24 protein-coding genes are annotated in these 26,085 nt (G+C 61.2%); 8 read left to right on the top strand and 16 right to left on the bottom strand.

Annotated elements, in window-relative coordinates:
* Window positions 1–7 precede the first annotated feature (7 nt).
* Entirely contained in the window at window positions 8–478 is a 471-nt protein-coding gene (tsaE, locus tag TX24_RS01995) for a tRNA (adenosine(37)-N6)-threonylcarbamoyltransferase complex ATPase subunit type 1 TsaE (protein ID WP_003188052.1), read from the bottom strand.
* Window positions 466–1,326, bottom strand: a complete 861-nt coding sequence (locus TX24_RS01990; RefSeq protein ID WP_057709614.1) for an NAD(P)H-hydrate dehydratase — start codon at window positions 1,324–1,326, stop codon at window positions 466–468. The genes tsaE and TX24_RS01990 overlap by 13 nt, the downstream gene beginning before the upstream one ends.
* Before the next feature lie 63 nt (window positions 1,327–1,389).
* Between TX24_RS01990 and queG the strand changes: the two genes are divergently transcribed.
* Window positions 1,390–2,454 carry a tRNA epoxyqueuosine(34) reductase QueG gene (gene queG / locus TX24_RS01985; RefSeq protein ID WP_057709613.1) on the top strand — a complete coding sequence of 355 codons (1,065 nt, stop codon included), beginning with the start codon at window positions 1,390–1,392 and terminating at the stop codon, window positions 2,452–2,454.
* Here queG and TX24_RS01980 read toward each other — a convergent pair.
* Window positions 2,451–3,068 (bottom strand): trimeric intracellular cation channel family protein, encoded by a 618-nt coding sequence (locus TX24_RS01980; protein ID WP_169856984.1) that lies wholly within the window; start codon window positions 3,066–3,068, stop codon window positions 2,451–2,453. The two genes, queG and TX24_RS01980, sit on opposite strands and share 4 nt — an antisense overlap.
* A 100-nt stretch (window positions 3,069–3,168) precedes the next feature.
* The gene (orn, locus tag TX24_RS01975; protein WP_003188046.1) at window positions 3,169–3,711 is read right to left on the bottom strand and encodes an oligoribonuclease; all 543 of its coding nucleotides are present in this window, start codon (window positions 3,709–3,711) and stop codon (window positions 3,169–3,171) included.
* 108 nt (window positions 3,712–3,819) lie between these two features.
* Here orn and rsgA point away from each other — a divergent pair, with 108 nt between their 5' ends.
* A complete protein-coding gene (rsgA, locus tag TX24_RS01970) occupies window positions 3,820–4,851 on the top strand; it encodes a small ribosomal subunit biogenesis GTPase RsgA (RefSeq protein ID WP_003188044.1) in 1,032 nt (343 codons plus the stop codon).
* 286 nt (window positions 4,852–5,137) lie between these two features.
* Complete coding sequence (locus tag TX24_RS01965; protein ID WP_032900374.1) at window positions 5,138–5,533, top strand: type II toxin-antitoxin system PemK/MazF family toxin; 396 nt, start codon at window positions 5,138–5,140, stop codon at window positions 5,531–5,533.
* Between the two features lie 58 nt (window positions 5,534–5,591).
* Here the strand turns inward: TX24_RS01965 and motB are convergent, their stop codons facing one another.
* Complete coding sequence (motB, locus tag TX24_RS01960; protein ID WP_003188042.1) at window positions 5,592–6,611, bottom strand: flagellar motor protein MotB; 1,020 nt, start codon at window positions 6,609–6,611, stop codon at window positions 5,592–5,594.
* Between the two features lie 3 nt (window positions 6,612–6,614).
* The gene (motA, locus tag TX24_RS01955; protein ID WP_003188041.1) at window positions 6,615–7,466 is read right to left on the bottom strand and encodes a flagellar motor stator protein MotA; all 852 of its coding nucleotides are present in this window, start codon (window positions 7,464–7,466) and stop codon (window positions 6,615–6,617) included.
* Window positions 7,467–7,632: 166 nt separating this feature from the next.
* Between motA and TX24_RS01950 the strand changes: the two genes are divergently transcribed.
* Genes TX24_RS01950 through asd form a run of 3 tightly spaced genes read left to right on the top strand, consistent with a single transcriptional unit; the run spans window position 7,633 to window position 10,917 of the window.
* Window positions 7,633–9,168, top strand: a complete 1,536-nt coding sequence (locus TX24_RS01950; protein WP_057709612.1) for an HDOD domain-containing protein — start codon at window positions 7,633–7,635, stop codon at window positions 9,166–9,168.
* Window positions 9,169–9,225: 57 nt separating this feature from the next.
* Entirely contained in the window at window positions 9,226–10,041 is an 816-nt protein-coding gene (locus TX24_RS01945) for a rhodanese-like domain-containing protein (RefSeq protein ID WP_057709611.1), read from the top strand.
* A 15-nt stretch (window positions 10,042–10,056) separates the two neighbouring features.
* Complete coding sequence (asd, locus tag TX24_RS01940) at window positions 10,057–10,917, top strand: archaetidylserine decarboxylase (RefSeq protein ID WP_003188035.1); 861 nt, start codon at window positions 10,057–10,059, stop codon at window positions 10,915–10,917.
* A 134-nt stretch (window positions 10,918–11,051) separates the two neighbouring features.
* Here asd and serB read toward each other — a convergent pair whose 3' ends face one another.
* Window positions 11,052–12,266 carry a phosphoserine phosphatase SerB gene (serB, locus tag TX24_RS01935; protein WP_003188034.1) on the bottom strand — a complete coding sequence of 405 codons (1,215 nt, stop codon included), beginning with the start codon at window positions 12,264–12,266 and terminating at the stop codon, window positions 11,052–11,054.
* A 133-nt stretch (window positions 12,267–12,399) separates the two neighbouring features.
* On the opposite strand from serB, the gene TX24_RS01930 reads away from it, so the two are divergent.
* On the top strand, window positions 12,400–13,932 hold the full coding sequence (locus TX24_RS01930; protein WP_003188033.1) for a HAMP domain-containing protein: 1,533 nt from the start codon (window positions 12,400–12,402) through the stop codon (window positions 13,930–13,932).
* A 172-nt stretch (window positions 13,933–14,104) separates the two neighbouring features.
* Here TX24_RS01930 and TX24_RS01925 read toward each other — a convergent pair whose 3' ends face one another.
* From TX24_RS01925 to TX24_RS01890, 8 genes are all read right to left on the bottom strand, one after another.
* Window positions 14,105–14,818, bottom strand: coding sequence for a PqiC family protein (locus tag TX24_RS01925; RefSeq protein ID WP_003188031.1), 714 nt, complete (start codon window positions 14,816–14,818; stop codon window positions 14,105–14,107).
* 173 nt (window positions 14,819–14,991) lie between these two features.
* Window positions 14,992–17,256, bottom strand: coding sequence for a DNA topoisomerase IV subunit A (parC, locus tag TX24_RS01920; RefSeq protein ID WP_034134750.1), 2,265 nt, complete (start codon window positions 17,254–17,256; stop codon window positions 14,992–14,994).
* A 70-nt stretch (window positions 17,257–17,326) separates the two neighbouring features.
* Entirely contained in the window at window positions 17,327–18,322 is a 996-nt protein-coding gene (locus TX24_RS01915) for an esterase-like activity of phytase family protein (protein WP_057709610.1), read from the bottom strand.
* Window positions 18,322–20,226, bottom strand: a complete 1,905-nt coding sequence (parE, locus tag TX24_RS01910) for a DNA topoisomerase IV subunit B (RefSeq protein WP_003188026.1) — start codon at window positions 20,224–20,226, stop codon at window positions 18,322–18,324. Before parE ends, TX24_RS01915 begins: the two co-directional genes overlap by 1 nt.
* A 46-nt stretch (window positions 20,227–20,272) precedes the next feature.
* Window positions 20,273–20,881: a YqiA/YcfP family alpha/beta fold hydrolase gene (locus TX24_RS01905; RefSeq protein WP_057709609.1), complete on the bottom strand. Its 609-nt coding sequence runs from the start codon at window positions 20,879–20,881 to the stop codon at window positions 20,273–20,275.
* A gap of 178 nt (window positions 20,882–21,059) precedes the next feature.
* Complete coding sequence (gene cpdA / locus TX24_RS01900; RefSeq protein WP_003188024.1) at window positions 21,060–21,872, bottom strand: 3',5'-cyclic-AMP phosphodiesterase; 813 nt, start codon at window positions 21,870–21,872, stop codon at window positions 21,060–21,062.
* Between the two features lie 97 nt (window positions 21,873–21,969).
* The gene (locus TX24_RS01895; RefSeq protein WP_003188022.1) at window positions 21,970–22,419 is read right to left on the bottom strand and encodes a DUF1249 domain-containing protein; all 450 of its coding nucleotides are present in this window, start codon (window positions 22,417–22,419) and stop codon (window positions 21,970–21,972) included.
* Window positions 22,410–23,027, bottom strand: coding sequence for an NUDIX domain-containing protein (locus tag TX24_RS01890; RefSeq protein WP_003188021.1), 618 nt, complete (start codon window positions 23,025–23,027; stop codon window positions 22,410–22,412). Before TX24_RS01890 ends, TX24_RS01895 begins: the two co-directional genes overlap by 10 nt.
* A gap of 193 nt (window positions 23,028–23,220) precedes the next feature.
* Here TX24_RS01890 and TX24_RS01885 point away from each other — a divergent pair, with 193 nt between their 5' ends.
* Entirely contained in the window at window positions 23,221–23,967 is a 747-nt protein-coding gene (locus TX24_RS01885; RefSeq protein WP_003188019.1) for an RsiV family protein, read from the top strand.
* A gap of 182 nt (window positions 23,968–24,149) precedes the next feature.
* Here TX24_RS01885 and thiC read toward each other — a convergent pair whose 3' ends face one another.
* Window positions 24,150–26,039, bottom strand: a complete 1,890-nt coding sequence (gene thiC / locus TX24_RS01880; RefSeq protein WP_034134747.1) for a phosphomethylpyrimidine synthase ThiC — start codon at window positions 26,037–26,039, stop codon at window positions 24,150–24,152.
* Window positions 26,040–26,085: the final 46 nt, after the last annotated feature.

Here is a 26,085-nt window from a genome sequence, read left to right as displayed (position 1 = left end):
CCACCAATTATTTGAATTCCAATGCCAGAGCAGCACACCACGACTCAGCGCGTGGGCTCTGGGGCAACAACTTCAGCTGACGTCCGTGCTCATGCGGCGTAATGGTAATGGTCAGGTCCGGCTTTGGCAAAAAGCCTGTGCCTTTATTTGGCCACTCGATCAGGCACAGCGCATCATCGTCGAAGTAATCACGGATGCCCATGAACTCCAGCTCTTCCGGATCGACCAGGCGATAGAGGTCGAAGTGGAAGGCTCGCACGTCGCCGATCTCGTAGGGCTCGACCAACGTGAAGGTCGGGCTTTTTACCGCGCCGGTATGGCCAAGGCCACGAATAATCCCACGGGACAGTGTGGTTTTACCTGCGCCCAGGTCGCCCTCGAGAAAGATCAACCCGGCCCCTTGCGTGACCTGCGAAATACGCTGACCCAACACGACCATGGCCTCTTCATTTGCCAGGAAAAGAATTACTTCAGGCACGGCGACTGCTCCTCCAGCAATTGACGAATGGCGGGGATCAGGTCGCTGGCAGCCAAGCCGCGACCAAAACTGCCCTGGCGGTCTCCGGCGGTCGCGTGCAACCACACGGCCAGGCAGCTCGCTTCGTACGCGGGCATAGCCTGAGCCAATAGTGCGCCGACCAGGCCGGCCAGCACATCGCCGAGCCCCGCTGTTGCCATCGCCGGATGGCCTTGATCACACCGCGACACGCGCCCATCCGGGCTGGCAATCAAACTGCCAGCACCCTTGAGGATAGCCACAGCATTGAATTTCTGGCTCAACGCGCGCGCCACCTTAAGGCGATCTGCCTGAACCTCGGCTGTCGATAGCCCCAACAAACGCGCAGCTTCGCCCGGATGAGGGGTAATCACACAGTGGGCCGGCAGCTCCACGCTGCCAGTGGCCAGCTGATTGAGCGCATCGGCATCCCATACCTGCGGCAGGTTGGCATTGGCCGCGACCGACAAGAGGCTTTTGCCCCAGGCGGCATCGCCCAGGCCTGGGCCAATGACGATCACCGAGATTTTTTCCAGCAGGCCCATCAACTGGTTGGCCGAGCTCACGCCGACGGCCATGACCTCCGGCAGCCGAGCCAGAGCGGCCGGCACATGTTCCGGCCGCGTCGCCAGCGAGACCATGCCGGCGCCGCTGCGCAGGGCACTTTCGCTGCTCAGCAGCGCCGCGCCGCCAAAGCCACAGTCACCACCGATGACCAGCAGGTGGCCGAACTGGCCCTTATGGGCGTCCGGGGAACGCGCAGCCAGTTGCGGCAAATGGCCAGGCAACAACAGCTGAACGTCGGTAATTGGGTGTTTTGTCTGAGGCATGCGTCTTCAAGCTCCGATGTCTGGCAGAATTATACGCATCTAACCTGTGGTTTCCCGTGTCTCATGCCTGCTATTACCTCCGATCTGCCCGCCCTCGCCCAATCGATCAAAGACTGGGGTCGCGAGCTGGGCTTTCAACAAGTGGGCATCAGCGGCCTTGACCTGGCTGAGCATGAACAGCACCTGCAACGCTGGCTCGACGCGGGTTACCACGGCGAGATGGAATACATGGGCGCCCACGGCAGCAAACGCTCCCACCCCGACGAGCTGGTGCCCGGTACCTTGCGCGTGGTGTCACTGCGCATGGACTACCTGCCCGGCGATACCCACATGGCGCAATTGCTGGCCCAACCAGAAAAAGCCTACATCTCGCGCTACGCCCTGGGCCGCGATTACCACAAGCTGATCCGCAAGCGCGTGCAGCAACTGGCCGACCGTATCCAGGCGCAGATCGGGCCGTTTGGCTTTCGCGCTTTCGTCGACAGCGCGCCCGTCCTGGAAAAAGCCATCGCTGAACAAGCGGGCCTGGGCTGGATCGGTAAAAACACCCTGATTCTCAACCGCAAGGCCGGCAGTTACTTCTTCTTGAGCGAACTGTTTGTCGATTTGCCCCTGCCGGTGGACCCACCCCACGCCACCGAACACTGTGGCCGTTGTACAGCGTGCCTGGACATCTGCCCGACCAACGCCTTCGTCGGCCCTTACGTGCTGGACGCGCGCCGCTGCATTTCCTATCTGACCATCGAACTCAAAAGCGCCATCCCCGAGGACTTGCGCCCACTGATCGGCAACCGGGTGTTTGGCTGCGATGACTGTCAGATCGTTTGCCCGTGGAATCGTTTCGCCCGACCCACCGCCGAAAGCGATTTCAAGCCACGGCACAATCTGGATAACGCTGAACTGGCCGAATTGTTTATGTGGGACGAGGATAAATTCCTCAGCAGCACCGAGGGCTCGCCCCTGCGCCGTGCCGGTTATGAGCGCTGGTTACGCAATCTGGCGGTGGGCCTGGGCAATGCGCCCTCCAGCATTCCAGTGCTGGAAGCCTTGAAGGCGCGACGGGACTACCCCTCGGAGTTGGTGCGCGAACACGTGGAGTGGGCGCTGGAGCAACACGCTGCGCGCTAGTGGACGTCGTCGTTGTAGACGAACTTGGGCATTTCCCAGTGAAAACGGATCGCCAGCAGGCGCAGCAGGAAGCCACTGAACAACGTCAGCAGAATCGCTTGCTCGCTGGGCAGCTCCAGGTATAGGCACAACAAGTAGAACCACGCTGCCAGGAAAGACACGCTGGCATACAGCTCGCGGCGGAAGATCAGCGGAATGTCGTTACAGAAGATGTCCCGCAGGATGCCGCCGAATACGCCGGTGATGACCCCGCTGACGGACGCCACCAACATGCCGTGGCCCATTTCCAGGGCGGTCATGCAGCCAATCAGGGTAAACGCCACTAACCCCAAGGCGTCCAGCGCCAAAAACAGCGAGCGCAGGCGGCGCATCAAGGGCGCGATAAAGATCGTCACCAACGCGGCAACGGAGGTCAGCACCAGGTATTCCGGGTGTTTGACCCAGGTCAGCGGGTAGTGGCCGAGCAACACATCACGCACCGAACCGCCGCCCAGGGCCGTCACGCAAGCGATCAGCACCACGCCAAACCAGTCCATGCCACGCCGCCCCGCGGACAGGGCGCCAGTCATGGCTTCGGCGGTGATGGCGACGAGGTAGAGCATCAGCAACATGATGGCGATCCTGACAGAGAGGCCGGCAGTCTAATCATTTGCCGAGGGCACCAAAAGGGGGCGTTTGGCTAAAGACCGCGTCGCCTGTGGAGGCGCCGCAGAATCAAGCCTTGATGAAATGCTTGCGGTAATGCTGCAACTCGGCAATCGACTCGCGAATATCATCCAGCGCCAAGTGCGTGCTGCCTTTATGGAAGCTGTCTTTGACTTCCGGCGCCCAGCGCGCAGCCAGTTCTTTCAAGGTCGACACGTCGAGGTTGCGGTAGTGGAAGTAACTTTCCAGCCCCTTCATGTGTGTATAAAGGAAGCGACGGTCCTGGCAGATGCTGTTGCCGCAGATCGGCGATTTGCCTTTGGGCACCCACTTTTCCAGGAAGGCGATGGTTTGGGCTTCGGCTTCGGCCATGCTGATGCGGCTGTCGCGCACGCGCTGGGTCAGCCCGGAGTTACCGTGGGTGCGGGTGTTCCACTCGTCCATGGTGGCGAGCACAGCGTCGCTGTGGTGGATGGCGATCACCGGACCTTCGGCCAAGGTGTTGAGGTTGCTGTCGGTGACAATCGTCGCCATCTCGATGATGACGTCGGTGTCGGGGTTCAGACCGGTCATTTCCAGATCGATCCAAATCAGGTTCTGTGGGTTTTGCATGGCTTGATTCTCTTGGCACCTTGGCGTAGCCGGGCAGTTTAGCAGGCGGGGGCGTGCTAGACTCGCGACCGTTTTACCCAACTTTTGCATTATCGACACGGAACACCAATGGCCAAACGCCAGCTCAACCGTCGCCAAAACTGGCGCATCGAAAAGATTCAAGGTGAACGCGCCGCCCGCGCCGCCAAACGTGAATCCTCCGCCGTGGAAGCGCTCGAGGGCGGCGACCTGGGCCCCGAACAAACGGGCCTGGTGATCGCGCACTTTGGTGTGCAGGTCGAAGTCGAGGCGCTCGAAGGCGAACTCGCAGGCCAGGTGTTCCGTTGCCACTTGCGCGCCAACCTGCCTGCGCTGGTCACCGGCGACAAGGTGGTGTGGCGTGCCGGCAACCAGGGCATCGGCGTCATCGTCGCCCAGTTGCCGCGCAGCACCGAACTGCGTCGCCCCGACAGCCGTGGGCAGCTCAAGCCGGTGGCGGCCAACGTCGACATGATCGTGATCGTGTTCGCGCCGCTGCCCGAGCCCCATGCCAACCTGATCGACCGCTACCTGGTCGCGGCTGAGCATGCTGGTATCCGTCCGTTGCTGCTGCTGAACAAATTCGACCTGATCGACGAGCAGAACGCCCCGGCGCTCAATGCGTTGCTGGCGGTCTACCGCACCCTGGGCTACCCGGTGCTGGAAGTGTCGGCTCACCACGGCAACGGCATGGAACAGCTGCAACAGCAGTTGGACGGGCGGATCAGCGTGTTCGTCGGCCAGTCAGGCGTGGGCAAGTCGTCGCTGGTCAACAGCCTGTTGCCGGAAGTCGAAACCCGCGTGGGCCCGCTGTCTGAACTGTCCGGCCAGGGCACCCACACCACCACCACCGCGCGGTTGTTCCACTTCCCGGGCGGCGGCGAGTTGATCGACTCGCCGGGTATTCGTGAGTTCGGCCTGGGCCACGTCAGCCGCAGCGATGTGGAGGCCGGCTTCATCGAATTCAACGACCTGATCGGCACCTGCCGCTTCCGCGACTGCAAACACGATCGCGAGCCGGGTTGTGCGTTGCTCAAGGCACTGGAAGATGGGCGCGTGCAGCAGCAGCGGATGAACAGCTATCGGTCGATTATTGCGAGCTTGCCCGAGAGCAGTTATTGACGGTCAATTTCTTGATACACATAAACCAGGGTGCTGAACGCCCTAGCCCATTGATTTAACAGGAGCGGGCATCAAGAATCCGGATCAACTGGGTGGCTGATACGCACAAGCCAGCTTGTATTCGGATTTCCTGATGCTCATAATTGCTCCGTCACCAGCGAAAGCTGGCAGGAGTCTGGATCCTTTTCGGGGTTGATCCAGCGGCGCAGAAGGGGCGAAGCAAGCTCCGCTGCGTGTCGAATGAAGCCGCCTTCGGGCGGCTTTGCTTTTTGTGGGGAATTAACATTTGGCTCTCTACTATCACCCCAAACAAGGCGACGTTTTGCTGTGTGACTTCACCCGAGGTTTTGTTGCACCGGAAATGCTGAAGATCCGCAAGGTTGTCGTGATATCGCCTACCGCGACCCACAATCGCAAGCTCTGCACCGTGGTGCCAATCTCCTCTACTGCACCAGCGACCCAATACGACTGGCACCATTTGCTACGCACCAATCCACTTCAGTCCGATGGTTATAAAGAGCTATGGGTGAAGTGCGACATGATTTATACCGTCAGCTTTGAGCGCCTCGACAAGTTGCATAGAAAGACTCGCACCAAAGGTCGGGAGTACTTCGTCCCGCGCCTGTGCGCCGACGACATGCGAGGCGTAGTCAGTGGTGTCAAAGCGTACCTCCCACTTTGAACACACACGAAAACGCCCCGAATGATCGGGGCGTTTTCGTTACCAGCGCATAGATCAATTATGACCCCGGGGCAGGCGCCGTAGGGTCCTTGATACCCCCATCATCAAACAGGTTCAGCTTCTGGCGCAGCTCATGAGCCGGCAGCGGCTCCTGCTCCGGCGGCAGGGCGTTGGGGTCGGCCGGCACTTCGCCTGGCGCACCGTCGCCCTGGGTCGGTGCCGGTGGCGGTGGTTGATCGCCTTCAATCGCACGCTGGGCTTTTTTGGTCAGCACCACGATATCAATGCGGCGGTTGACCGGGTTGAACGGGTCTTTGGGATCAAACAGCTGCGAGGAGGCAAAGCCCACCACGCGCGCCACTTGCGGGTCCGGGTAGCTGCCGGCTACCAGCGCACGCCGGGCGGCATTGGCGCGGTTGGCCGAGAGTTCCCAGTTGCCGAAATCGCCCTGGCCCGCGTAGGGCTTGGCGTCGGTATGCCCGCTGATGCTGATCTTGTTCGGCACCGCCTTGATGGTGTCAGCCATGGCCAGCAGGATGTCTTCAAAGTACGGCTTCAAGCGCGCACTGCCAGAGTCGAACATCGGCCGGTTGGCCGCATCGGTAATCTGGATGCGCAGCCCCTCGGGGGTGATCTCGAAAGAAATCTGGTCCTTGAACTTCAGCAACTGTGGGTTTTCTTCAACCTTGTTCTGCAATTCCTGCAGCAACAGTTCCAGACGCTCCTGTTCGACCTGTTCGGCCATGGACTCGACAGTGTCGCGCTCAATCGGAATTTTTTCCTGGGGCGACTCCGTTTGCACTTCCGGGTTGATGGTGCGCTCGGGCGCCAGTTCCGGCGAGCCGCCCAGGTCAATGACAAACGGAGTGCCGCTTTCCGAAAAGCCAATCGGGTCTTTGAAGTAGCCGGCGATGGCGATCTTCTGTTCTGGCGTAGCGGTGGACATCAGCCACAGCACCAGGAAGAACGCCATCATCGCCGTGGCAAAGTCGGCGAAGGCGATTTTCCAGGCACCGCCATGGTGCCCCGCAGCGAAGCGCTTGACGCGCTTGATGATGATCGGCTGGTTGTTTTCCATGGCTTAGCGACCGCGAACCGCTTGTTCCAGCTCGGAGAAACTCGGGCGATGTTTCGGGTACAGCACCTTGCGCCCAAACTCCACGGCCAGCGACGGCGGCATGCCCGACGCCGATGCCACCAGGCACGCCTTGATCGCTTCGTAGAGGTTGATCTCTTCCTTGGCATCGTGGGCCAGGGAAGTGGCGAGCGGGCCGAAGAAACCGTAGGCGGCAAGAATACCGAAGAAGGTCCCCACCAGCGCCGCACCTACGTGCATGCCGATGGCCGCCTGATCGCCCTCGCCCAGGGACGCCATGGTCACCACGATACCCAGTACCGCCGCGACAATACCGAAACCGGGCATGCCGTCGGCGATGCCGGTCACGGCGTGGGACGGATGCTCCAGCTCTTCCTTGAGGCTGAACAGCTCCATGTCGAACAGGCCTTCCAGCTCGTGGGGCGCCATGTTGCCGGAGGACATGATGCGCAGGTAATCACAGATATACGCGGTCATGCGCTCGTCTTTGAGCACGGCCGGGTACTTGGCAAAAATCGGGCTGGCCGCGGCGTCTTCGATATCGCCTTCGATCGCCATCATGCCTTCGCGGCGGCTCTTGTTGAGGATCTCGTAGATCAGCCCCAGCACTTCCAGATAAAACGTGTGGGAGAAGCGCGAGCTGAACATGCCCAGGGACTTCTTGACCACGTGCATGGTCATATAGCCTGGGTTGGCCTGCAAAAATGCGCCGAACGCGGCACCGCCGATAATCAGCACCTCAAAAGGCTGGATCAGTGCGGCGATTTTACCGTGGGAGAGGACGTACCCTCCGAGCACACTTGCGATGACGACAATGATGCCGATAATTTTAGCCATAGGAGAGGGGTACTTGCGCCGTCGGGTTCATGGACATATTGGGTGCAGCAGAAAACTCTTGTTCTACTTATCGGCAAAACTGCGCCAGACTATAGCCCGTTAAGGCGAAAAGCCAATTCGGCCCGTTCCGGGCGTGTTGAACGCAAGTGATGATCGCGCCCCAATCATGGCAATTGAAACGACAGTCCCAACGAACCGCCCCACTACCCTCGCCGCTTGGATCAAGTGCCTGGACGACGTGCTGCTGCCCGTGCCCCAGGCCAGTCATGAGCGCGTGTGCAAAGCTATTCGCGATAGCCGCAGTTCATTGCGAGATATTGCGGAGCTGATGCAAGACAGCCCGGCCCTCGTGCTGAGCGTGATGCGCGAAGCCAACAGCCAAGCCCATGGTAGCCTGGCCGAACCTGCGGAAAACCTTGAAGTCGCGCTTAACCGTCTTGGCCTCAAACGTGCCGAGGAGCTGCTGGCGCGCCTGCCTTCGGTACCCGCCCGGGAAATCCCCGTGGCCTTGCGTCAACTGCTGCTGATCAGCCAGCACGCATCTCAGCAAGCCAACGGTTTGTTCGGCAGTCGCCTGGCGCGGTTGTGGCAGGACATCCACTGGGGCAGCCTGCTGTTTTTGTCGCCACTGTGGCCGATGGCCGTCGCCTACCCCAAGCTTCTGGAGGAGTGGGAGTTGCGGGTGATCCATAAAGGCCAATCGGCGCGTCAGGTCGAGCAACAGCTGTTCGGCGTGCGTTTGCTTGACCTGTGCCTGGGCTTGACCGAAGCCTGGCACCTGCCGATCTGGGTTTCACAGGGCTACAAGTTGCTGTTGGCCGAGCAACGCCTGCTGGTCAAGGCGCTGCACATTGCCCGCCAAGACGATGCCCTGCGCCACCAGCAATTGCTCGATGCCGAGCCCAACCTGCGGCGCTGGCTGAACCAGCCGGCCAACACCGTGTTGCTGGCCAATGGCCTGGCGATGTCGGCCCAGGAGTCCTGGACCTGCCCGCATACCGAGCGCTGGCAATACCTGACGGCGCTGTACCTGCAAGCGCCATTGAGCGATGTGCAACAGCAAGCCCACCAGCAAGCGGTGACCAGCGCTCGTACCACCTTGATGCCCGACCTCTGGCACCCGGCGCTGTCGCTGATCTGGCCGTGGCATGTGCAGAAGGTCCATCGCGGCTTGTTGCCTGCACCGCCTCCGACTGCCGAAGCCTTGGCCGTGTGGCGCACGCGATGCACCGAGTTGCTGGTGGAGCCGAGCCGCTTTGCCAACGCTATGCACTTGACCACTTGCGCCAAGGAAGCTCTGGTTGCCAGTGGCATGCAGCGGGTACTGATATTCATGGCCGATCGCGCCTTGAGCACCTTGCGCGTGCACCAGGCCGACGGCCTGCCCAAGGACGCAGTTCACCTGAGCCTGGATGTGGTCAACAGCACGTTGCTGCAACGCCTGCTGGAAAAGTCCGCCCAGGTACGCCTGAACCCCGACAACCATGCGCAGTTTTCCGCCTTGCTGCCACCGATCCTGCGTCGCTTGTTTATCGGCGAGCACCTGCTGTTGCGCTCACTGAGCTGCAACGGCCGCGTGGTCATGCTGATCGTGGCGGACCAAGGCGGCGGGCCGTTCTCGGAAACCACCGTGCAGGCGTTCGGCAAAACCGCCCAATGCATCGAGAAAGCCCTGCACAGCTTTACCAACCGCAGCGGCTGATGCTTGCGCTACAATCACCGGCCTTTATCGCCAACATTTGTGCCCAGGAGACCTCACATGCCTGACTTCTCTGGCTTGCCGCTGGTGATCGAATCCGCCGACCTGTTGAGTCGCCTCGATTCCAAGCACTTGATATTGGTGGACCTCACCAGTGCCGCCCGCTACGCCGAAGGGCATATCCCCGGCGCGCATTTCGTTGACCCCAAGCGCACCCAACTGGGCCAGCCACCCGCACCCGGGCTGCTGCCGAGCAAGGCCGACCTGGAAAAACTGTTCGGCGAACTGGGCCACACCCCGGACGCCACCTATGTGATCTATGACGACGAAGGCGGCGGTTGGGCCGGGCGCTTTATCTGGATGCTCGACGTGATCGGCCACCAGAAATATCACTACCTCGACGGCGGCCTGCTGGCATGGCTGGAGGAAGGGCACCCGCTTTCCACCGATGTGCCCCCGGCAGCCGGCGGCCCGGTCAGCCTCACGCTGCACGACGGCCCTACCGCCACCCGTGAGTACCTGCAAAGCCGTCTCGGTGCGGCCGACCTGGGGATCTGGGACGCTCGTGGCCCGCTGGAGTATTCCGGCGAGAAAGTGCTCGCAGCCAAGGGCGGCCACATTCCCGGTGCGGTGAACTTCGAATGGACCGCCGGCATGGACAAGGCGCGCAACCTGCGTATTCGCCGTGACATGCCGCAGATCCTCGAAGACCTCGGGCTGACCAAAGACAAAGAAATCATCACCCACTGCCAGACTCACCACCGCTCTGGCTTCACCTACCTGGTGGCCAAGGCGCTCGGTTATCCGCGAGTCAAAGGTTATGCCGGTTCCTGGGGCGAATGGGGCAATCACCCCGACACCCCCGTTGAGATTTAAGGTTTAAGGACAGTTATGAAAAAGCAGTTGTTTATCCTCAGCCAGTACTTGCTGCCGCACCACTTGCTGTCGCGCCTGGCCGGCTGTATCGCCGAGTGCCGCGTGCGCTGGTTCAAGAACGCCTTCACTGCCTGGTTCGCCAAGCGCTACCAGGTGGACATGTCCCAGGCCCTGGTGGAAGACCTGAGCGCCTACGAGCACTTCAACGCCTTCTTCACCCGCGCGCTGAAAGACGGCGCCCGCCCGTTGGATCCAACCCCAGGCGCAGTCCTGAGCCCTGCCGACGGCGCGGTCAGCCAGCTAGGCCCGATCGAACATGGCCGTATCTTCCAGGCCAAGGGCCACAGCTTCAGCGTGCTGGAACTGCTCGGTGGCGATGCGGCAATGGCTGCGCCGTTCATGGGCGGCGAGTTCGCGACTATTTACCTGTCGCCAAAAGACTATCACCGGGTGCACATGCCACTGGCCGGTACCCTGCGCGAGATGGTGTATGTGCCAGGGCGGATTTTCTCGGTCAACCAGACCACCGCCGAAAACGTGCCGGAGTTGTTCGCCCGTAACGAGCGTGCTGTCTGCTTGTTCGACACCGAACGCGGCCCGATGGCCGTGGTGTTGGTGGGTGCGATGATCGTTGCTTCGATTGAAACCGTGTGGGCAGGCTTGGTGACGCCGCCCAAGCGCGAGCTGAAAACCTTTCGCTACGACGAAGCCGCCCGCGCGCCGATTCATCTGGAAAAAGGTGCGGAACTGGGTCGTTTCAAACTGGGATCGACCGCCATCGTGCTGTTCGGGCCGGACCAGGTGAAGTGGGCTGAGGAGCTGGCAGCGGGTACGCCGGTGCAGATGGGCCAGGGTATCGCACTGCCAAAAGCCTGATATTGCAGTTGATCGTTCCCACGCTCCGCGTGGGAATGCAGCCCGAGGCGCTCTGCGCCCAAAGCGTGACGCAGAGCGTCACTGGAGGCGTTCCCACGCGGAGCGTGGGAACGATCAGTGACAGTGAGATCGGCTTATAGCTGACCGTCGCGGTCACGCAAGCCCAGCAGGTACAGCACGCCATCCAACCCCAAGGTCGAAATCGCCTGCTTGGCCGATTGCTTGACCAACGGCTTGGCACGGAACGCCACGCCCAACCCGGCAATCGCCAGCATCGGTAGGTCATTGGCGCCGTCGCCGACCGCGATGGTCTGCTCCAGACGCAAGCCTTCCTTGTGGGCCAATTCCTTGAGCAGGTCGGCCTTGCGTTGCGCGTCGACGATCGGCTCCACCGCCACGCCAGTCACTTTGCCATCCACCACTTCCAGCTCGTTGGCGAATACATAGTCAATGCCCAGCTTGGCCTGCAACTGCTTGGCGAAGTAAGTGAAGCCGCCGGACAGGATGGCGGTCTTGTAGCCCAGGCGCTTGAGTTCGGCGAACAGGGTTTCTGCGCCTTCAGTCAGGCGCAGCGACGCGCCGATCGAATCCAGCACGCCCACGTCCAGGCCCTTGAGCAGCGCCAGACGCTCCTTGAAGCTGGCACGGAAATCCAGCTCGCCGGCCATCGCGCGCTCAGTAATCTCAGAAACTTGCTCGCCCACACCGGCCGCTTTGGCCAACTCGTCGATGACTTCGGCTTCGATCAAGGTGGAGTCCATGTCGAACACCGCCAGACGGCGGTTGCGACGGAACAGGGAGTCTTCCTGGAAAGCGATATCGACATTCAGCTCCTGGGCCACGCTCAGGAAGTCGGCGCGCAGCGCTTGCGCGTCAGCCGGTTCGCCGCGTACGGAGAACTCGATGCAGCCCTTGCCTTTGTCGGCCGGAGTGTCCAATGGCATGCGACCCGACAGACGGTCGATATGGTCGATATTCAATCCGTACTGCGCGGTAATGGAACTGACGCGCTGCAGCTGCTCAGCCGTTACCTTGCGGGTCAACAGCGTGACAATATGGCGCTTTTTGCCCTGACCTTCGACCCAGTGCTGGTAGTCAGCTTCGGACACCGGGGTGAAACGCACCTGTTGATCGAGCTTATACGCCGTAAACAGGATGTCCTTGAGTACCGAGGAGGCCTGTTCGGTGCTGGGGATTTCCACCAGGATGCCGAACGACAAGGTGTCGTGGATCACCGCCTGGCCGATGTCGAGAATGTTCACACCACCCTGGGCCAGGACGCCGGTAATGGCTGCGGTGAGACCCGGTCGGTCTTCACCCGTGATGTTGATCAGGACAATTTCGCGCAAAGCGCACCCCCAGGCTGGAAAAAAACCGCATTCTACCCACTTTCAGTGACCATCGGGCACAGCCAGCGCTTTGCCGGCCATGGGCCTGTCGCTATACTGCGCGTCAACTTCACGGACCAAGAGCCGAGCGCAAGTGAACCGGCCCACGCCAGTAAAAACCGATAACTTCTTCCTGCTGATCTTCCGGGCACTGCGCCATCGCCGTGTACCGATTGCATTGCGCATCGCCAGCCATAACGTGATCCTGGTCGCTCTGGCCCTGGTGATCTACGCCTGCGTGATGGGTTTGCAGTTCAAGCAGGCCATGCACGAGCAGGCTGATGCCCTGGGCGCAAGCCTGACAACCCAGACCGCCACTTCGGCGACTGAGTTGCTGGTGTCCAACGACATCCTCAGCCTCAACGTGTTGCTCAACAACCTGACCAAGAACCCGCTGGTGGCCCACGCCGCTATCTATAGCGTGGACAACCGGATCATGGCCGAGGCCGGGCAGCGCCCGAAAAACGGCCTGCTCGGTGAGGCCGAAGGCCTGTACCAGAGCAATATTACGTTCCAGGACGTGAAGGCCGGCCAACTGCGTATCAGCCTTGATATGCAACAGTTCCAGCAGCCGATGACCATCAGCCTGCAAAGCATGGGCATCCTGAGCGCGATCCTGCTGGCTTTGGCCCTGGCCTTGAGCCTGCGCCTGGGTCGGCATATTTCCACGCCGTTGATGCAACTGCGCATCTGGCTGCGGGATATCGACGAACACACCCCGGCTACCGATCGCCAGGATGAAATCGGCGACCTCGCGCGCCAGCTCCACGCCAGCTTTGCCCCGGAGCCGAAAGCGCCTGAAGTCGAGCCCGAGCCTGAGTACGACGACACCGAGGACTACAACGACGAGCCTGAGTTTGAAGTGCGCGACCTGCGCGACCCAGGCTTCGATGACAGCGCCCCGGTGGCCGGCCTCAAGCCTGCACCGCGCCATGTGATCAAGGCCGAGGAAGACGAGCTGGACGACGAAGACCCGTTCGCCGACCTGCGCGACACCTCGGCAGTAGCACCGCTTGCCGCACCGAAACCGGTTGTGGTCAAGAACGCCGAGCCGCAGCACAGTGCCGTACTTGCCGTGCAACTGGGTGCCCAGGAGCAACTGCGCCGCCTGCCCCGTGCCCGCCTGACCGAACTGCTCGAACGCTACCGCGACTGCCTCGACCAGGCCGCTTCGCTCTACCAGAGCGAACTGCATACCCTGAACGATGGCAGCACGTTGATGCTGTTCCACAGCGAAGACAGCGGCGAAGACTACCTGACCAATGCCATCTGCTGCGGCGAGCTGTTGCGCGCCCTGGGCCACGCCCTGCAGATCGAAGTGGCCGACAGCGGCATTACCCTGCAACTGCAGCTGGGCCTAACCGTGGGTGACGACTTGTTTGGCATGAGCCAGATCGACCTGCTGCTCACTGAAATCGCCCAGGATGCCCTGGCCCTGTCCCAGCACAGCCGCAACCTGCTGTTGGTGGAGCGCAAGATCAGCGAAGACACACTGATCCGCCAACGCGCGCGTATCCGCCCGATTGCCAGCCCTGAGGGGGCCAGCTGTGTGGAGCGATTGATGGAGCCGTATCCGTCGATGCTGGAGCGCCAACTGGCGCGGATGCACGAGACCCGTAAGCCCTGAGGCTAAGGCCTTTTGTAGGAGCGAGCTTGCTCGCGAAAACTCACAGACGCCGCGTTTATTCAGAAAGCACGCGTTATCGTTGACGCTTTTCGCGAGCAAGCTCGCTCCTACAGAGCAGCCCAATAAAAAGGCCCGCTTATTCAGCGGGCCTTTTGTTTGTGCGCGATTCAGATCAGAACCTGAACACTTCCAAGTCCGTACGAATCGGCGTGGCCATCGGCATCTTCGGTTTTTCCGGGGCCGCAGGCTTGGCCTGGGCCGGGGCCTGTTTACGCGGTTGCACTTCGGCAATTGGTGGCTGGTTGGCCAATGGCTTGAGTGCCACCGACAACTGCTGCGCCAGGTGCTGCAACAGCACACCCTGGGCCTGGACCTGGGACGCGGTGGTGCCGGCGTGTTCTTCCTGCAGGTGCACAATGCGGTTGTCCCGCACCTGCCCGCGACGGTCGATCAGGCGCCACTGCGCATCCAGGATCGCCGGTTGCGACTTGCCGGAATCCAGCCGCGTAATGGTCAGCAACACCTGTACATCCGGGGTGAACCCGGAGGGCCCCGGTGCCAGGACCACACGCTGGCTGTCCAGCTGGCCGGCGACCTGACGCAACATCAACTGGTTGATATCCGACGACAGGCTACCGGCCCAACGACCATCTGTGGAACCTTGCAGGCTGCCGTCGTTCTGACGTTGAAGCAGGGTTTCGCGTTGCAGGTAATCGGCAACGACCACCGGCCCCAGCAATACTGCCATGCCAGCGGTTTGGGCTGGCTGAGCCGGACTTCCGCTGTCCAGCTGGTACAGCGACACGGGTTGGTGTGTGCTGCAACCCGCCAACCCCAAAAGGCCAGCGAGCATCAAAAATAGAGGAAGGCGTGGAGCAGTCATCATCCCATCCAAGTGGCTGCCACAAGGCGAACCACAATGTAATACTAAAAATAACCTGAACACGCTCGGCCACGCCGGCGCTGGAAAGGCCATATCATCCGTGAATATGCGCCATGACTCCAGCGCGAAAGCATCGATCTACGCGTTAAATCGTAGATCGAGGCCTCTAGTACCGATTAAACCGGCGTTTCGACCAGCAAGGCATCCACTCGCTGGAAACCTCGTGGCAGTTTGTTACCCCGCCGGCCACGCTCACCCTTGTAGTGTTCTAGGTCGTCAGGGCGCAATGACAACGTGCGCTTGCCAGCCTGGAGCACCAGGGTAGAGCCTTCCGGGATGACGGCGATGTCAGTCACATACTCTTCGCGACTGGCCACCCGGTCACCGGGAATCCCGATAATCTTGTTGCCTTTACCCTTGCCCAGCTGCGGCAAGTCGCTGATCTTGAACACCAGCAAGCGCCCTTCGGTGGTCACCGACGCCAGCCAGTTGCTTTCACGGTCCTCCACCGGCCTTGGCAGAATCACCTTGGCGTTGTTCGGCAGGCTCAACAGCGCCTTGCCCGCCTTGTTTTTTGCCTGCAGGTCTTCGCCCTTGACCACGAAGCCGTAACCGGCGTCGGAGGCGATGACATACAGCGAATCGTCATCCGGCAACAGCACGCACTCGAAATTCGCCCCCGGTGGCGGCGTAAGGCGCCCGGTCAACGGCTCGCCCTGCCCCCGTGCAGACGGCAGGGTGTGGGCCGGCACCGAATAACTGCGCCCGGTCGAATCGATAAACACCGCAAACTGATTAGAGCGCCCCGCGGCAGCGGTCTTGAAGCCATCACCGGCTTTGTACGAAAGGCCGGTGGCGTCAATATCATGCCCTTTGGCGGAGCGAACCCAACCCTTTTCCGACAAAACGACGGTAATTTTCTCGTTGGGCAACAGCTCGGTTTCGGTCAGCGCCTTGGCTTCAGCGCGCTCGACGATAGGCGAGCGACGGTCATCGCCATAGGTTTCTGCGTCTTTGATCAGTTCGCTGCGCACCAGCTTCTTGAGCTTGGCTTCGCTGCCCAGCAGGGCTTGCAGCTTGGCTTGTTCCTTGAGCAGCGCATCCTGCTCGTCGCGCAGCTTCATTTCTTCCAGACGTGCCAACTGGCGCAAGCGGGTGTCGAGGATGTAGTCCGCCTGGATTTCGCTCAGCTCGAAACGCGCGATCAGCTCGGCCTTCGGGTGCTCGGCGGTACGGATGATATGAATCACTTCATCCAGGTTGAGGTAGGCAATCAGCAAACCGTCCAACAGGTGCAGACGGCGCTCGACCTTGTCGAGGCGAAATTGCAGGCGGCGACGCACGGTCTGCACGCGGAATTCCAGCCATTCCACCAGCAGATTGCGCAGGTTCTTCAACTGCGGCTTGCCGTCCAGGCCAATGATGTTGACGTTGACACGGTAGCTGGACTCTAGGTCGGTGCTGGCAAACAAGTGCTGCATCAGCACTTCATGATCCACCCGGCTGTTGGTCGGGATGATCACGATGCGGCACGGGTTCTCGTGGTCGGACTCGTCACGCAGGTCGGTCACTTGCGGCAACTTCGACGGCTTGGCCTGCATCAACGCGGCGATTTGCTCCAGCACCTTGGCACCCGATACCTGGTGCGGCAGCGCGGTCACAATAATGTCACCGTCTTCGATGTGGTACACGGCGCGCATACGCACCGAGCCCTTGCCGGTTTCGTACATCTTCAGCAGGTCGGCGCGCGGCGTGATGATTTCTGCTTCGGTCGGGTAATCCGGGCCCTGGATATGCTCGCACAGCTGCTCGACCGTAGCCTTGGGCTCATCCAGCAAGCGCACGCAGGCGGTGGCGACTTCGCGCAGGTTGTGCGGCGGCACGTCGGTGGCCATGCCGACCGCAATACCGGTGGTGCCATTGAGCAGGATATTCGGCAAACGCGCCGGCAAAACCAGAGGTTCGTCGAGGGTGCCGTCAAAGTTCGGGCCCCAGTCGGCCGTGCCCTGGCCCAGCTCGCTGAGCAGCACTTCGGAATAACGCGACAGCCGCGCCTCGGTGTAACGCATGGCGGCGAAGGATTTGGGGTCATCCGGTGCACCCCAGTTACCCTGGCCGTCCACCAGGGTATAGCGGTAGCTGAACGGCTGGGCCATCAGCACCATGGCTTCATAGCACGCCGAATCGCCGTGGGGGTGGAATTTACCCAGCACGTCACCGACAGTACGCGCCGATTTCTTGTGCTTGGAATCAGCGTCCAGGCCCAACTCACTCATGGCGTAGATAATGCGCCGTTGCACGGGCTTCAGGCCGTCGCCGATATGCGGCAAGGCACGGTCCATGATCACGTACATGGAGTAGTTGAGGTAGGCATTTTCGGTGAATTCAGCCAGCGACCGGCGTTCTACGCCATCTAAACTGTCTGCGAGGATGTCACTCATGCGGGCCTCATCATGGGGTAAGGCGCAGCGGAACTGCCGCTGCGCTGATTCAATTCAAAAAAATCTCGATTCATGGCTGGGCACTCCAGCCGCCGTCCGGGGCGGCGAAACGATAGACCATCGGACGTTTTTCACCATCGGCACGCGGGCCGAAATTGTTGTCGATCCCGACCCAGGCACCGTCGGCATCCACCAACAGGGCTTCAGCCAGGCCATACGACTGGGGGTAACGTCGCTGCGGCGTCAGGGCTTCGTCGGCAAACGACCAGCACTGCTCAACCTTGGCCGTGAGCGGGTCGCGCCGGCAGATCTGGAACGCATTGCGCTCCAGGGTAAACAGCTTGCCGTTGAACAGCGACAAGTCGGCAAAGTCCTTGGACACGGCCTTGGCGTTGGGGAACTGCGCCGGCTGCACTTCCTGGCCGGCCTCGCTCAACAATACACAACGACCATCGCAATCCCATACGCTCTGCCCACGCTTGATCGAGACCAGGCCACGGCGTTCGCGCTCGGCAGCCAGCCAGATCTGATTGCCTTCAGGGTTCACCGCCAGGCCTTCGAACAAGGCATTAAAGTGCAGCAACATGCCACTGGCCCTGGCTTCACGCACCATGCCCGGCGCGATTTTCAACCACTCGGGCGCGCCCGCCGCCGGCACCTGCAACACCGCGGCATGGGCTTCGCTGACAATGTAGCGGTTGCCTGCGGCATCACAGCTGATGCCTTCAAAGTCCAGGTCACCGCCGCGTATAAACGAAGCGGCCTTGGTGCGCGAACGCAAGCCCCAAGGCAGGCCGGACTCGGGCACGGGCGGCACGTCGATCTTCAGCGCTTGCGCGCTCCAGGCCGGCGCACGGGTATCCAGGCGGTAGATCTGGTCATCATCGCGGTCCGAAACCGTCCACAGCTCGTTGTCACATAACGCCAGGCCCGACAGGTTCCCGCCGCGCATGCCGTCCACCGGGTGTTCCGAGACCAGCTTGAGCTCTGCCATGGGCGCGGCAGCCACCTGGGTGACCGCCAGCCCGCTCAACATCAGGATCGCCAGGGCGACGCCTGTGCGCATCAGCCCAGTACCTCGGCCAGGTTGCCTTTGGATTCAAGCCAGGTCTTGCGGTCGCCGGCGCGTTTCTTCGCCAGCAGCATGTCCATCATTTCCGAGGTGGCGGCGAAGTCTTCCAGGGTCAACTGCACCAGGCGCCGGGTGTTCGGGTCCATGGTGGTTTCGCGCAGTTGCGGCGGGTTCATTTCACCCAGGCCCTTGAATCGCGTGACCTGTGGCTTGCCGCGTTTCTTCTCGGCCACCAGGCGGTCAAGGATGCCATCGCGCTCGGCTTCGTCCAGGGCGTAGAAAATTTCCTTGCCCAGGTCGATGCGGTACAGCGGCGGCATGGCGACGTAGACGTGACCGGCATCCACCAACGGGCGGAAATGCTGGACGAACAACGCGCACAGCAAGGTAGCAATGTGCAGGCCGTCAGAGTCGGCGTCGGCGAGGATACAGATCTTGCCGTAGCGCAACTGGCTCATGTCTGCCGCGCCCGGATCGACGCCGATGGCGACCGCGATGTTATGCACTTCCTGGCTGGCCAGCACTTCGCTGCCATCGACTTCCCAGGTGTTGAGGATCTTGCCGCGCAACGGCAGGATCGCCTGGAACTCCTTGTCCCGCGCTTGCTTGGCGGAACCGCCGGCGGAGTCACCTTCCACCAGGAACAGCTCGGAACGCATCGGGTCTTGCCCGGCGCAATCGGCCAGTTTGCCCGGCAGTGCCGGGCCCTGGGTGATGCGCTTGCGCTCGACCTTCTTGCTGGCTTTCAAGCGCCGGCCGGCGTTGTTGATCGCCAGCTCCGCCAGGGCCAGGCCCAGTTCCGGATGCTCGTTGAGCCACAGGCTGAAGGCGTCCTTGACCACGCCAGAGACAAACGCCGCCGCCTCGCGGGACGACAGGCGCTCTTTGGTCTGGCCGGAAAATTGCGGTTCCTGCATCTTCATCGACAGCACGAACGCGATGCGCTCCCACACGTCTTCCGGCGCCAGTTTGACGCCGCGCGGCAACAGGCTGCGGTATTCGCAGAATTCACGCATGGCATCCAGCAAGCCTTGGCGCAAACCGTTGACGTGGGTGCCGCCCTGGGCCGTGGGGATCAGGTTGACGTAGCTTTCCTGCACGCTGTCGCCACCTTCGGGCAACCACAGCAGCGCCCAGTCCACCGCTTCTTTATTACCCGACAGGCTGCCGCAGAACGGCTCGTTGGGCAGGCGTTCGAAGTCGCTGACCGAATCTTCCAGGTAAGAGCGCAGGCCGTCTTCGTAATGCCACTCGACCTTCTCGCCGGTACCTTTGTCTTCAAAGCTGACCAGCAGCCCCGGGCACAGCACAGCCTTGGCCTTGAGCACGTGCTTGAGGCGGCTGATGGAGAATTTTGGCGAATCGAAATACTTGGGGTCCGGCGCAAAGTACACACTGGTGCCGGTGTTGCGCTTGCCCACGGTGCCGATCACTTCCAGGTCGGTGGCCTTGTAGCCATCGGCGAAGGTCATCTGGTACTCGTTACCGTCGCGCTTGACCTTGACCCGCACCAGGGTGGACAGGGCGTTGACCACCGAAATACCCACGCCGTGCAAACCGCCGGAGAACTGGTAGTTCTTGTTGGAGAACTTGCCGCCGGCGTGCAGCTTGGTGAGGATCAGCTCGACGCCCGGCACACCCTCTTCGGGGTGAATGTCCACCGGCATGCCACGACCGTCGTCGGACACTTCCAGGGAATGGTCGGCGTGAAGGATGACTTGCACCGACTTGGCGTGCCCGGCCAAGGCTTCGTCGACGCTGTTGTCGATGACTTCCTGGGCAAGGTGGTTCGGCCGACTGGTGTCGGTATACATGCCGGGGCGTTTGCGCACCGGGTCGAGGCCCGAGAGGACTTCGATGGCGTCGGCGTTATAAGAGCTAGCGCTGGGAGTGGCCATGGGGTCTCGTCGTGAGTCGTTCGATTAAAAAGTGACCTGCGATTTTCTACAGTGACGAAAAATCGAAGGATTGAAACTGATCTGCGCCAATACCGGCAAAGCACAACAGTGCCGGCAATTGCTCGGCGAACCCCTGGTAACCATGGTCGCCACCGGCCTGGATGCGCAAGGCGCAGGCCCGGTAATACTGTTGGGCCAGGCGATAATCCAGGGTTTCGTCCCCGGCCTGCAACCACACCTGATAACGCGCGGCATCCTGGGGACCCGGTACTTCCAGCTCGGCCAGCGCCGTGACGTGGTCCTGTGTCAATTCCCAGGTCTCATCGGTGTAGAGGTTCTTCTGGGTGCCCAGGTAACCGTCGAACATCCGATGGGGGCTGACCGCCGGGTTGACCAGCAGCGCCTTGAGGCCATGGCGTTCGGCAAGATGGGTTGCATAGTAGCCGCCGAGTGAGCTGCCGACCAGCAGTGGCCGGCCCAGTTGCGCAATCGCTTGCTCCAATTGAAGAATTGCCTGACGAGGGTGGTGATGCAGCGCCGGCACACGCAGCTGGTCGGACAGGCCAAGGGCATCCATCACAGTGGTCAACTGGCTGGCCTTGTTGGAAGCCGGCGCACTGTTGAAACCGTGGATATACAGGATCGAAGCGGACATGCCGGGCTCTCCGTGCTGAGGCCAAAGAGGCGCAGTTTACAGGGAATGCAGGCAGAAGCGGACCCAATGTGGGAGCTGGCTCGCCTGCGATGGCGGCGATTGAGTCAACGAGTCAGCGCCAGGTACACCGTCATCGCAGGCAAGCCAGCTCCCACCTTTTGATCAGTGTTTGCAGGCCTTAATAGCCGTTGCTGCCGTAATCGACCGTAAAAGCGAAGCCTTTGACCCGTTCCACCCCCGTTTCCAAGCGTCCGTCGCCATGCAAGCGCAACCATCGATACCCCGGCGCTTGCTCGCTGACCTGGAAATCCTCACTTCCCGGCGCGAACTGGATACAGGTGGACGGCGAAGCCAGCAGTCGCACACCGTTGCGCTCGCTGTCGATCTCCTGATGCACATGCCCCCACAGCAATGCCTTGGTCTGCGGAAAGCGCTCAAGCACGGCAAACAGCGCTTCGGGGTTGCGCAGGCCGATCGGTTCCATCCACGCACAGCCGATGGGCACCGGATGGTGGTGGAAACACACCAGGTGATGGCGGCCCGGCGCCTCGCTCAAGGCCTGCGCCAGCAGTTGCAGTTGCGCGTCTTGCAGGTAGCCCGGCACCGACCCTGGTACCGCCGAATCCAACAGAGTGATACGCCAGTTGCCGATATCCACCACCGGTTCGAGCAAATCACTGTGCATGGCAGCCTGGGCCATGACCTGCGGTTCGTCGTGGTTGCCAGGAATCCAGCGCGCCGGAGCGCCAAGGGACGCGGTCAAATCGCGAAACTGCTGGTAGGACGCCAGCGTGCCATCCTGGGACAGGTCGCCGGTCGCCAGTATCAGGTCGATGGCCGGCTGTTGCGCGCGCACCAGCTCGACTACCCGCTGCAGGCTTTCACGGGTGTTCATGCCCAGCAGCGTGGCGTCAGCGTCAGCAAACAGATGGCTGTCGGACAACTGCACCAGCAACACGGCATCAGGATTCACGGCGGATACACTCGGCAAGGCGCTCTCCCTGGCAACTACAGGAATGGATAATTGGCGCGATTATGCTGGGGCAGGACACAAAGAGGAAACCCAAGGAAACAGACGCAGTTCACATCTACCGCACCACTTCAAACTCATGGCCCAAGGCCAGGCAGTGGCTGAGCCATTCGCCGAGGAACACATTGAGCTGTGCTTTCTCATCGGGCTGGTGCATGAACACGTTCGGGTAAGGATAGATGCTGCGAAAGCGTCGCGCATGTTCGGCGCTGATCACTTCGGCCATACGCGCGTCGTGGTACACCTGCACTTCCAATTGCGGCACCGGCAACCACGGCAGGCTGTGCTCCTGGCGTACCCGCAGGGTGGTGGTGTAGGGGCAGGTGAGAATGACTTCCAGGGTCAGCACGCCGAGCATCTGGTCGCCGTGGGTGACAGCAATGCGCCGCGCCTGGGGGGCGTGGCGCATGTCCGGGAGCAGGCGCATCAGCCGCGCATAGTTGGCCTCGCAGGCCGCTTGCAGCCCGATCAGGTCAACTCGATAACGTTCCCGTGCCTTTACTGCCATAACCCCCTCACTTCCGCGCGATTAAGCGCAAGCCATTGCAGGGCGATAATGCTGGCTGCGTTGGAAATCTTGCCGTCGCGCACCGCCTGCAAGGCATCTTCGAAGGCCCAGGCGGTGACGCGGATATCTTCTGCTTCTTCTTCCAATCCATGGACCCCACCCGCGCCCGAGCTGTCGCAACGGCCCAGGTACAGGTGGACAAATTCGGTACTGCCGCCAGGCGACGGGAAATACTTGGTGATCGGCCACAGCGCGGAGAATGTCAGCCCAGCTTCCTCTTCGGCCTCGCGGTGTGCAACCTCCTCGGGTTGCTCATCCTTGTCAATCAGGCCGGCGACCATCTCCACCAGCCAGGGGTTATCGGCACGGCCCATGGCGCCGACGCGGAACTGTTCGATCAGCACCACCTCATCGCGCTGCGGGTCGTAGGGCAGCACGCACACGGCGTCATGACGCACGAACACTTCGCGGTTGATCACCCGGCTCATGCCGCCGTCGAATTTTTCATGGCGCAGTTGCACGCGATCGAGCTTGTAGAAGCCTTTATAGGCATTGTCACGCTGAACAATCTCGATCTTGTTCGGTGTCGACTTCGCGATGTCGGTCATGGTGTCCCTCGTTAAGCTCGTGCAATGGGCGCCATCCTAACGCGCCGACGCCCGTTGATGCAGCCCCTTTGCGGTTGCCGGGAGAGGCGGCGAACGTCAAACTCACTGCAATCAGTTTAGTGGCGAACTGGCGGCCACGTTGGCAGTCCAAGCGCTACTCTTTTCGCTTTCCATCGATTTACGAAGGACACACATGTCGCTTTTAAGAATCGCCTCCGTGGCCTGTATTGCTTTGACCCTGGGTGCTTGCCAGAGCCTGTTCCAACCCGCCTATCTCAAGCCGCTGGACGTTACCACCGACAAGTCGGAGCAGATCAAGCCCGGCTGCGACAGCCCGGCCTGCCCGCTGGTGAACATCGACACCGTGCATTTCCCTGCCGAGCCACAACTGGACAGCCTGGTGGAACAGCGCCTGCTGCAAATGACCCGCACCACGCCTGGCGCCAGCGTGCCGGCGAGCCTGAACGCCTATCGAAACACCTTCCTGCGTGAGTCGCCAGACCGCCACGGCATGTACTTGCAAGCCAAGGTACGTGACCAGCATGACGGACTGGTGATCGTTGAAGTGTCCAGCTACCTGGACACAGGTGTCGCCCACGGCGAGCCAGGCCGCGGGTTTATCAACTATTCACGGATTCTGCATAAGGAACTGACCCTGGCCGACATGCTGTTGCCCGGCCAGGAGCAAGCCTTCTGGAATACCGCTAAAGTTGCCCACAACAGCTGGTTGATCAGCACCAAGATGGACCGCGACCCAGAATTCGTGAAGAGCTGGCCGTTTCAGAAAACCCCGAACGTGGCCCTGACCAGCGGCGGCGTGGTGCTCAAGTACAACGTCAGCACCATCGCCCCTTACGCACAGGGGCTGATCGAAATCACCCTGCCCTATACGCGCCTCACCGGTGTGATCAAGCCTGAACTGGTGCCGGCACGCCGTTGATCGGTTGACGGTTCAAGGGTGTTATTGCAGAGGGAGATTGGGTGTTTGTCGGATCGTTATCGCGGGCAAGCCCGACTCCCACAGGGGACCGTTTGTGAACACAAAATCTGTGTACCACTCGGCCAACTGTGGGAGCCGGGCTTGCCCGCGATGACGGCGGTGCAGACACCGCCGCCTAGGGATCAGACCTTCTTGTAGAGCTGGCTACCTTCCTGCTTGAACCGCTCAGCCTGCTCGGCCAAGCCCTTGGCCACATCCACATCCACCGCATCGATGCGCTGGTTGGCCGCGTACTCACGCACTTCCTGGGTGATTTTCATCGAACAGAACTTAGGCCCGCACATCGAGCAGAAATGCGCGACCTTGGCCGAATCCTTCGGCAAGGTTTCATCGTGATATGAACGTGCGGTATCCGGGTCCAGGCCGAGGTTGAACTGGTCTTCCCAGCGGAACTCGAAGCGCGCCTTGCTCAAGGCGTTATCGCGAATCTGCGCGCCGGGGTGGCCTTTGGCAAGGTCGGCCGCGTGGGCCGCGATCTTGTAGGTAATGATCCCGGTCTTCACGTCATCCTTGTTCGGCAAGCCCAGGTGCTCCTTGGGCGTGACGTAGCAGAGCATGGCACAACCGAACCAGCCGATCATCGCCGCGCCGATACCCGAAGTGATGTGATCATAGCCGGGCGCAATGTCGGTGGTCAGCGGGCCTAGGGTGTAGAACGGCGCCTCGTCGCAGCACTCCAGTTGCTTGTCCATGTTCTCCTTGATCAACTGCATCGGCACATGGCCGGGGCCTTCGATCATGGTTTGCACGTCGTGCTTCCAGGCGGTTTTGGTCAGTTCGCCCAGGGTTTCCAGTTCGCCGAACTGCGCGGCGTCGTTGGCGTCGGCAATCGAACCCGGGCGCAAGCCATCGCCAAGGGAGAAGCTGACGTCATAGGCCTTCATGATTTCGCAGATTTCGTCGAAATGCGTGTAGGTGAAATTCTCTTTGTGGTGGGCCAGGCACCACTTGGCCATGATCGAACCCCCACGGGAGACGATGCCGGTCACGCGCTTGGCAGTCAGCGGCACATACCGCAGCAATACCCCAGCGTGGATGGTGAAGTAGTCGACGCCCTGCTCGGCCTGTTCGATCAAGGTGTCGCGGAACAGCTCCCAGGTCAGGTCTTCGGCTGCGCCACCGACTTTTTCCAGGGCCTGGTAGATCGGCACAGTACCGATTGGCACTGGCGAGTTGCGGATGATCCACTCGCGGGTTTCGTGGATGTGCTTGCCGGTGGACAGGTCCATCACCGTGTCCGAGCCCCAGCGAATGCCCCAGGTGAGCTTCGCCACTTCCTCTTCGATGGACGAACCCAGGGCGCTGTTGCCGATGTTGCCGTTGATCTTCACCAGGAAGTTACGGCCGATGATCATCGGTTCCAGCTCGGTGTGGTTGATGTTGGCCGGGATGATCGCGCGGCCCCGGGCGATTTCTTCGCGTACGAATTCAGGCGTGATGATTTTCGGCACGCTGGCGCCGAAGCTGTGGCCGGCGTGCTGCTGATCCAGCAAGCCACTGGCACGGGCTTCTTCAAGCTTCATGTTTTCGCGGATGGCGACATATTCCATCTCGGCCGTGATGATGCCTTTGCGCGCGTAATGCATCTGCGTGACGTTGGCACCGGCCCTGGCGCGGCGCGGGTTCTTGACATGGGCAAAACGCAGGGCGGTCAGCTCGGCATCGCTCAAGCGCTGCTGGCCGAAGTGCGAGGTGAGACCGGGCAGGCGCTCGGTGTCGTCGCGTACTTCGATCCACGGCGAGCGCACGTCGGCCAGGCCTTTGCGCACGTCGATAATCACATTCGGGTCGGTGTAGGGGCCGGAGGTATCGTAGACGGTAACCGGCGCGTTGATTTCACCGCCGAAATCGGTGGGGGTCACGTCCAGGCTGATTTCACGCATCGGCACGCGAATATCCGGGCGGGAGCCCTGCACGTAGATTTTTTGCGAGCGGGTAAACGGCTGCACGGAGCCGGAGTCGACCTTGGCCGATTCACTCAGGTGCACGGTATTTTTTAGTTTTGTACTCATCACAGGCTCTCCAACTTATCCAGGCGGTGGATTTTTGTCGGAGCGA

Origin of the sequence: Pseudomonas lactis (genome assembly GCF_001439845.1) — a bacterium.
In the GTDB taxonomy this organism is placed as follows: domain Bacteria; phylum Pseudomonadota; class Gammaproteobacteria; order Pseudomonadales; family Pseudomonadaceae; genus Aquipseudomonas; species Aquipseudomonas lactis.
Note: the sequence above shows the minus strand (reverse complement) of the source record. Positions and strands in the feature narration are given on the sequence as shown.